The organism is Shewanella sp. CG12_big_fil_rev_8_21_14_0_65_47_15, from assembly GCF_002783505.1.
In the GTDB taxonomy this organism is placed as follows: Bacteria; Pseudomonadota; Gammaproteobacteria; order Enterobacterales; family Shewanellaceae; genus Shewanella.
Genome location: NZ_PFGL01000056.1, coordinates 80738 through 89865 on the forward strand (window position 1 = coordinate 80738; position 9128 = coordinate 89865).

The window sequence follows — 9128 nt, forward strand, 5'->3', positions numbered from 1 at the left end:
GCGTGAGTACGATCCATTGCGCTATCGATTGGCAGACATCTCTGCCCGGAACCGTTATGCAAGAGATGCTAGCGTGCAGTGATTACTGGCAACCCGATGCCGTTCATCGCCAGCAGATTAGTCATGCGCCGGATGTGCGGTTAGCAAAAGCATGCCTGTATAATCGGCCGAATTCTGAGCAAGATTCTATTTTAGTGAGTGAGTGTGGACAATATGTGATTGTTGCTAATGCCCATCTTGATAACCGCGATGAGCTGGCTCTTCAACTTCATCTCAAAGATATTGATAGACTGTGTGATGGTGAGTTGATCATCAAGGCCTATGAGCGCTGGCAAGAAAACACTGCCTCCCATTTACTCGGCGATTTTGTTTTTATCCTGTGGGATAACCTAAAACAGCAACTGTATTGCGCGCGCGATCATTTCGGTGTTAAGTCACTGTTTTATGCTATCCAGTCGGGGCGAGTGATATTATCAAATGAGCATAAGTCATTATTAGCCCCTAGTTTAGCGGTTTCACGTCAGTTAAGTCATAGATGGTTAGCAGATGTATTTATACCCACAACTGGCAATGAGTTTCTTTCTCCCTTTGATACCATTCACACACTACCAGCGGCGCATCAACTGGTGATAAATCAGCAGGAGCATAGCTGTGAAGCCTATTGGTCATTAACGCCGCAAGTGCTGCCTAAACTAGATGATGATGAATATATTGCTAAGCTGGCGGAGTTATTTGAACAAGCCGTGGCGCGGCGCTTAATGTCGCAATACCCGATAGCCGCCGAATTGAGTGAAGGTTTAGATTCAAATGGGGTGGTGGGCTATGCCAGCCGATTGTTGGGTGATAAGCCTTTATACACTATGTCATTTGATGGTACAGCCTTGAATGATGACAATGCGCATGTATGGTCAAATGTCTATCAAGAGTTATTTGATGCGATTGACCTGTGGCCAAATGTACAACCGCTTTGGCATGATGAAGAAGCAAATATCTTAAGAGCTGGTGCTTATGTGGAGGCATTTGGTGGGCCTTCTGCAATATCATCTTGGTTTGATCCGCGCTGTTCCTTAGCGCAGTCAAAGGGCTGTAAAACTGTGCTTTCCGGCTGGGGTGGAGATCATTGTGTCAGTGGCTATGGGGACGAATATATTCAGGAGTTGTTTTTAGGGCGTCAGTATATTCGGTTGTATCGGCAGTTAATGTTGCGTCAGCAACGTGGACGTGGTGGCAAGCCGATAAAAGCCCTGCTGCGATTGTTCATCCAACATCAATTTCCTCAAGTGCATAATAAACGATTACAGCAGGTTAAGGGATTAGCTAAGCAGTCGGCTGATTTGTTTCATCATTCGATATTGGCAGCTAATATAACTAGCCGGTTAGCAGAAACAATCAAACCTTATTATGCCACTATCGATAGAACCTCAGTTCAAGCCCGCGACCATCGAGAGTTGATTGAGGTCGGGGTTCAACGGCGTATGGCGCTCACCGAAATCGCCGCTCGGCATCATGGTTGTGAGTTCCGTTATCCTCTATTAGACAAAGAATTAGTGGAGTTTGCCTATAGTCTACCGAGCCATCTTAAGTGTAAGCATGGCGTCGAACGCTACATGTTTAGAGAAGTGTTAAAGGGGCACACCACAGAGCGAATTCGGATGCGACGTAAAGCGGATGTTTTGACAAGTATTGATTATGGCAAGATAAGGGCCAGTGTTAACGAGTTGCTGGATGAGGTGTTAACCCATTGGTCGCCTGAAGTTGGCATGATTTTTAACAGAGAAGCGCTTGAGCAAGCGGCTCAAAATTATCCTCATGTACTGGAGCGGCATCTATTGTCGATAAAATCACTGCAACAACAACTAGAGTCAGGTTTGATTCATCTTTAGTTATTGAGTTTAATGACGATCTTTAATCTCTAAGTTTAATTGCCAAGTTAGTTTCAACATAAACCACTTTTATAATAAGAATATAAAAAATGACTCAAACCCTAATGAACATAGGTTTGAGTCATTTGTCATACTTTCTGCTAATCGAGTTTAGTTTTTCGTTACTTGGTTTTATTTTCTAAGTCTGCAACTCGCTTGGATAGCGCTTCTATTTGCTGATCTTTCTTCAAGTTCAGGTCGTAAAGTGCTTGAATCGCCGCGAGTGATACCCCCGCAGAATCAATGGCCGAGATGTGTTTATCATCATCGCCACCAAGCCCAAATAGTTGATAAAAATCCTGTGCCATGGGGCCTATATGTTGCTCACCAGCACTTTGAGATTTGTAATTCCATTTTGATATGGCCAGTTTCGAAATGGCGCTAAGGATTTCGATGCCATTGATGGATTGGAAGTTTTCTTTCTTGTTAATATCAGAAGTTAGTAGAACATTGTTAGCAGTAACCGTTCCTTTAACATTCATGTTTCCCGCACTATCTATTGTCATAACTTGGAAGTTTGTATCATTCAGTAATGCAAAGGAACCATCATTTTTGCCTCCCATTAGCCAATAACCGACGACGGGACTGGCAAGAGAATTCGTTAACTTGATATAACTTGCTCCTGGATTTTTTAGTTCCAATAAGACTGCATTTAATCCTGCATTAGTATTCTCAAATAACGCGGTGCTCGTATTTAGATTTGCACTGTCTGCGTCGACAACGTGTAACTTGGTCGAAGGAGAGCTAGTGCCGAAACCCACGTTGCCATTGGCAACGACTAATTTACCATTGGGTGCTGCCGTACCTATGCCCACATTGCCGCTGGCGGTGATATGGAGTGAACTGGTCGGTGCGCCGGGGGCAATTCTAAAGGGTAATCTAGAACTGTTAGTGACATCACGGATAAAAAAGTTAGTCTCGTTGCTGCCTATGTCCCATGTCTGGGCGGAAAAACCAGAGCTGTTATTTTGCTCCAGGCGGATCGAGGGCGTGTTCCCGTTGACTAAGTGTAAATCCAATACTGGGCTATTCGTCCCTAGGCCCACATCGCCAGAGCTATCAATATACATTGCATTAGTGGGGGCGCCTGCGAGTACGGTAAAAGGCACTCTGCCTCCAGTGATATCTTCGATGGAGAATTTATTTTCACCACCATTGGCACTGTCATTGGCGGTTAACTGCCAGTCATTGCTAGGAAAACTGCCTGCACTCGTATCCTCAAATTTTATTCTAAGATTGTTTTCTTTGAGTCTTATGGTATCGAAACCAAAATTTTCATTGTTGACACAATCAAGCCCTATACATGCACTACTGTGGATAATGACGTCGTCGTCGTGGACAACATCGGCATTTGCAGTAGTAGATATAGCCAATGGGATCACTGCGAGGAGATATTTTAGTTGCATGTTCATGTTATTGCCCTTGATGGCGTTCGGCTGAACCTTCAGCCACGTTAGATACATTTGAGCCTAGTTCCGAAACGTCAGCGGGTTGAATGTGTTCAGCTTTCATTTCAGGGTTTGCCTCAGTTATTTCTTCAGTTATGAATTCACCATCAACTACGTTGAAATAACCTGATGAAGACTGAATTTTGCCCGTGTTGCGTGGTACGCTTTGACGGCCGGTGCTTGCATCGCTGATGTACTCAATTTTACCCTGTTGGGTATATTGAATCTGATAACTGTAATTTCCAGATTCTGTGATACCTAATTCATCTATTTGTAATCGAGTCTCGCCTGCGTCAAGGTGAAATTGCTTATTAAAGTTGTTAGGGCCAACAATAGTGATAGTGGCCACATTAAAGGTATTTCCGTTATCAATATCGAGTGTTGAACCGCTGGCGACGATATTTCCAGCGTAAACCGATTGCATTAGGCCAAACCCAACACCAACCACCAATAGGTATATTTTGGCTTGCTTGCCAATAGATTTCATTATTTCGCCTTCATTGTTTTACTTGAGCTAATTTTAACCATTATTCAACAAATCGCAAACGATTGCTTTGCTAGGTTTACTGGTTAGACCTTTATTAATAAAGTACAAAAATTGGCCGCTTTTGGTTTTTTGTTTATTTTAATTGTTTATATTCAGTTGGTTATTGAATTTTTGTTGAGTCTGCAATTATTCAATGATGAGCTGGGGTTATTATGGGTGTGTAAAATTTTAACATGCTAATTGATAAATTGCTGTTATCATTACTTGTTAAAAGTATGTATCTAGTGGTTGGGCGACCGTTCGCATCGCTACTAAATGGAATTATTCACTACAAGGTTTCGCCATGAAATTCATACCCGACCTATTGAGAGTAAATGGAATGTTTAATCGTATAGGTAGTTTTTTGCTGACAGGGCTATTCAGTTGCTGTGTTTATGCCGCTGATCCTAGCAGTTTGACGGTTTCAGGGGCGTTTACCTATCCGACAGTGGGCGATGGTAACATCAATACCTTGACCTTGACCTTGACTAATTCATCGGGTGAAACGGCATCCAATATCGGTTTTGTGGCGACGATAGCAGACACAGACCACCTTGATTTTGCAACGCCTTTGAATGTGGTGACTAGCTGCAGTGATGGCTCATATTCTACTAACGATTCAGCGCTAACGACCTCGGGTTATACCTTAGCCGATGGTAGTTCGTGTACATTTGCGTTTGATATGAAGGGGGTGGTGGTCGACGGTGCTACTGTGCACGATGTCAATATCACAGAATTTAATTCAAACTTCGGTAATGGCACCTTAGCTGGCCCGTTTCAGTTTACGGTGGATCCTACGTTTATCACCGCTTCTCTATCGGTATCTGAAGCTGAGTTATCTGTTGGCAGCGTGAATCATGTGACGTTGCAGTTGGGTAACTTTCCTGTGTACTTTAGTACGTTTTATTCTTTCGCACGTGGTGTGATTACTTTTTCTGATGGGGTCGTTTTAGCATCGCCTGTTAATTACAGCGCCGATTGTGGCGTTAGTAATACCAATGCATCGGGTAGTAGCTCATTTACTATTCCGACATCAGCGAGTTTCGTCACTACTACCAGTTGTTTGATTGAATTTGATGTGGTTTCAAACTCTGCGGGCGTTAAAAATTTACTCAGTGCTGCGATAACAAATGCGACGAATGGAGTAGCTGTTGGTAAAGTGAGCACAAGCTTCGAATCGACGATCAAATTTGTTACCGCATCATTTTCGCCGTCAAATCTTGTTCCTGGTAGTCAAGGAATGTTAGATGTGACCTTGCGAAATACCGATAGAAATTACGATGCCACCAATGTCACTTTTACCGATGACTTAGAGAGTGTTTTGAGTGGGTTGGCGTTAACCTCCCCACTGACAGATGTATGTGGTGTTGGTTCAAGCGTCACTGGTACGGGGGTGATTAGCTTAACGGGGGCGAGCGTTACGGCGGGTGAAAGCTGTCAATTTAGCATTCCGGTCACTGTTCCTGCTAATGCCACTCCAGGTAGCTATACCAATGAAATATCCGCAATCAGTTATGATTTAAATGGTACGACCGTTAATGCTGGAAATTCGAGCTATGCCGCCAATGTATTTAATACATTTAGTATAAATAGTGCTCCCGCTTTGGTGATAGACACTAAACAGGGGGGGATTAGTGTTTCTGAGGTTGCCGCTGGTGATGTGATTTCGGTCGAATATAGCTTAACTAATGTCGACGGTACGAATGCTGCGTCGTCTGTTTCTTTTACTCATATCTTGTCGAATTTGTTTGGTTTCACTGCGACGTTACCTGCAAATGATTTTTGTGGTGCAGGCTCTACTGCAACCTATAATGCAGCTTTTGCTGATGGTCCATCAATGGCGGTTTCTGGCATCAGCTTATCTGCGGGAGGGACTTGTTCGTTTAGTGTGGATTATACCGTGCCAGCTAGTTTTAATGCTGGTACCTACTTAATGTCAGTCGGGACAATTACTGCCACTATAAATAGTCAGGTTGTTCAGTCAGTTGCTCCTTCTGCAAGTCAATCCTTTAGTATTATCACTGCGCCCAAATTGTCATTTGTGTTTAATCCCGCCGTAGTGTCGCCAGGGGAAAATACGACAATTGATTTTGAAATACAAAACAGTTTTGGTTCACTTTATGATGCAACCGCTGTTGGCTTCAGCATGGATTTAGATGCTGTGTTAAGTGGTATAACGGTTCTGAGTGTACCTGATGCCCCCTGTGGTGAAAGTTCAGCCGTTACAGGTACCGGGACTGGAGCGATAGCATTAGCAAATGCGAATGTGGCAATTGGCGAAACGTGTCAGTTTTCTGTATCGATACAAGTGCCGAGTGGCGCGAGTTCACAACATTATTCATTTTCGAGTTCGGCTCTAACCGCGTCACTTAATGGCGTAAATTTAACCTCATCTGCAGCATCCTCAACGTTACAAGTGACACAATTTTCCGCATCTAAGTCGTTCTCGCCAAGTTCATTGCGTGTCGGCAGTGCTGCCACGCCATTGACGTTAACTTATGTGCTTAATAATGCCGATTCTGTTGCTACTGTCTCGTCGATTGCGTTTACCGAAAGTTTCGCAAATATTGATTCCACAGTGACTGTGGTATCGACAACTCAGACTGACGTCTGTGGTGTCGGTTCATCTGCGACCATTTCTGGAAAAAATTTGACATTTACAGGTGGTTCTCTTGCTCCCACAACAAGTTGTACCTTTGATGTGGTGCTCAACCTGCCTGCCAATTTTGTGGCGAATGGTTATTCGAGTGTTAGTTCATCCGTGACGGCGTTAGTCGATGCAACGAATACCACCTTTGAACCCATGTATGCCTCGTTTTTAGTTAATACGCTGTCGGTAGTGACTGGTGTGGACATAACAAGCCCGACATCAGACACGAATATCTTGATGACAATTGATTTTTCGGATGATGTAGAGAACTTCGATGTGTCTGACATTTCCGTTGTTAACGCATCCCTCAATGCTTTTACTCCAGTATCGGCAAAACAATTCACAGTTGAAGTGACGCCTTTATCTGATGGGATGGTGACATTAAACATTGCTGCTGGTGTTGCGGATGATGTGCTTGATGCCAACGTGAAGAATGCCGCAGCATTAGAAATTAGCTTTGAATATCAAACAACACCTTTGGTACCAACGCCTAGTTTAAGTATTGGTACACCTTCGTCGATGTTAGTGAGTTCGGCCCCAGTGAGTTTTGTGATTGATTATAATGATGTTGAAACAGTCAATTTGACTGAGTCGGATATTACGGTTAACTCAACTTCAGACGCAAACGCTGCAACTGTCACGGTTCAAAATGGTGACACTTCTCAGCCTACTGTTACGTTAAGTGATTTTAGTGGCAATGGGACTTTGGGGATCAGTATCGCAGCTAATACGGCACGCTATTCGATAAATCTGGCGCCTGCAGCCGGACCGTCAGATGTGTTCGCCGTTGACACCCATAAACCAACAGTCACGTTAAGTTCAAATTCGACTGAGCAGATCACTGATTTTACAGTAAACATTTTATTTGAAGAGAACGTCACAGGGTTTGATATTGGTGACTTGACGATTTCGAACGGTTCACTCTCTAATTTCCAAACACTGGATGCTAAAAACTACTCAGTGCTAGTTAGCGCCACAGGTGAAACGACAGTATCCATTGATGTACAAGATAGTGTTGCAAATGACAGTGCTGGCAATGGGAATAGTGTTTCTAACACATTGAGCATTACTTATGATGACCTATTACCGTCAGTTTCAATTTCAGGGCCTTCAAGTCCAGTTGTTGCTAGTTTTACTGCAACGGTAGATTTTAGCGAAACGGTTACAGGTTTCGATATTTCCGACATTCAGAGCACAAATGCTAATTTATCGAATTTTGTCAATGTCGATGGTAAGCAATATACCGTCAGTGTTGCACCTATCGCCCAAGCGAGTGTTAATTTAGCGATTGCAGCGGATGTTGCAGTAGATAGTTTGAGTAACGGTAATACTGCGGCAACTGACTATTCTGTTATTTATGATTTTAATGACGCGCCGGTGATTTCGGGCACGCCCGTGACCACGGTCAATGAAGACAGTGCCTACAGCTTCACCCCCACCGCTAGTGATGAGGATAGCGGCGACACCCTGAGCTTCAGTATCAGTAACAAACCCAGTTGGGCGAGCTTTAATAGCACTACGGGTCAATTAAGCGGTACTCCCACCAATGCCGATGTGGGTACCAGCGCTGGCATAGTGATCGGCGTCTTTGATGGCACGGTGACCACCAACCTTGGTAGCTTCAGTATCACGGTCAGCAATATCAATGATGCGCCGGTAATTTCGGGCACGCCTGCCACGACCATCGCCGAAGATGCTGCCTACAGCTTCACGCCGAGCGCGAGCGATGAGGATAGCGGCGACACCCTGAGCTTTAGTATTAGCAACAAACCCAGTTGGGCGAGTTTTAATAGCAGTAACGGTCAATTAAGCGGTACTCCCACTAATGCCGATGTGGGTACCAGCGCTGGCATAGTGATCGGCGTCTTTGATGGCACGGTAACCACCAACCTTGGTAGCTTCAGTATCACGGTCAGCAATACCAATGACGCGCCGGTAATTTCGGGCACGCCTGCCACGACCATCGCCGAAGATGCTGCCTACAACTTCACGCCGAGCGCCAGCGACGAGGATAGCGGCGACACCCTGAGCTTCAGTATTAGCAACAAACCCAGCTGGGCGAGCTTCAATACCAGCACGGGTCAATTAAGCGGTACTCCCACTAATGCCGATGTGGGTACCAGCGCTGGCATAGTGATCGGCGTCTTTGATGGCACAGTCACCACCCATCTCAGTAGCTTCAGTATCACGGTCAGCAATACCAATGACGCGCCGGTGATTTCGGGCACGCCTGCGACCTCGGTGAATGAGGACAGTGCCTACAGCTTTACCCCCAGCGCGAGCGATGAGGACAGCGGCGACACCCTGAGCTTCAGTATTAGCAACAAACCCAGTTGGGCGAGTTTTAATAGCAGCAACGGTCAATTAAGCGGTACTCCTTCTAATGCCGATGTGGGTACCAGCGCTGGCATAGTGATCGGCGTCTTTGATGGCACGGTAACCACCAGCCTTGGTGGCTTCAGTATCACTGTCAGCAACACCAATGATGCGCCGGTGATTTCGGGCACGCCTGCCACGACCGTCGCCGAAGATGCTGCCTACAACTTCACGCCGAGCGCCAGTGATGAGGATAGCGGCGACAC

General features: G+C 45.0%; 4 protein-coding genes. 2 read left to right on the forward strand and 2 right to left on the reverse strand.

Translation table 11 applies throughout. The features are described 5' to 3' along the window. Nucleotides 1–2 precede the first annotated feature (2 nt). Entirely contained in the window at nucleotides 3–1883 is a 1881-nt protein-coding gene (locus COW15_RS15645; protein WP_293633493.1) for an asparagine synthase-related protein, read from the forward strand. A gap of 161 nt (nucleotides 1884–2044) precedes the next feature. Here COW15_RS15645 and COW15_RS15650 read toward each other — a convergent pair whose 3' ends face one another. Beyond that, entirely contained in the window at nucleotides 2045–3334 is a 1290-nt protein-coding gene (locus COW15_RS15650; RefSeq protein ID WP_293633495.1) for a tail fiber domain-containing protein, read from the reverse strand. A 1-nt stretch (nucleotide 3335) separates the two neighbouring features. Continuing rightward, complete coding sequence (locus COW15_RS15655) at nucleotides 3336–3857, reverse strand: hypothetical protein (protein WP_293633497.1); 522 nt, start codon at nucleotides 3855–3857, stop codon at nucleotides 3336–3338. Nucleotides 3858–4236: 379 nt separating this feature from the next. Between COW15_RS15655 and COW15_RS15660 the strand changes: the two genes are divergently transcribed. Then, a partial coding sequence (locus tag COW15_RS15660; protein WP_293633498.1) for a putative Ig domain-containing protein occupies nucleotides 4237–9128 on the forward strand: 4892 nt, incomplete at its 3' end.

Bases quoted from the DNA above. Each gene is read 5' to 3' on its own strand.
- COW15_RS15650 (WP_293633495.1), bottom strand. From the start codon at position 3,334: ATGAACATGCAACTAAAATATCTCCTCGCAGTGATCCCATTGGCTATA.
- COW15_RS15655 (WP_293633497.1), bottom strand. From the start codon at position 3,857: ATGAAATCTATTGGCAAGCAAGCCAAAATATACCTATTGGTGGTTGGT.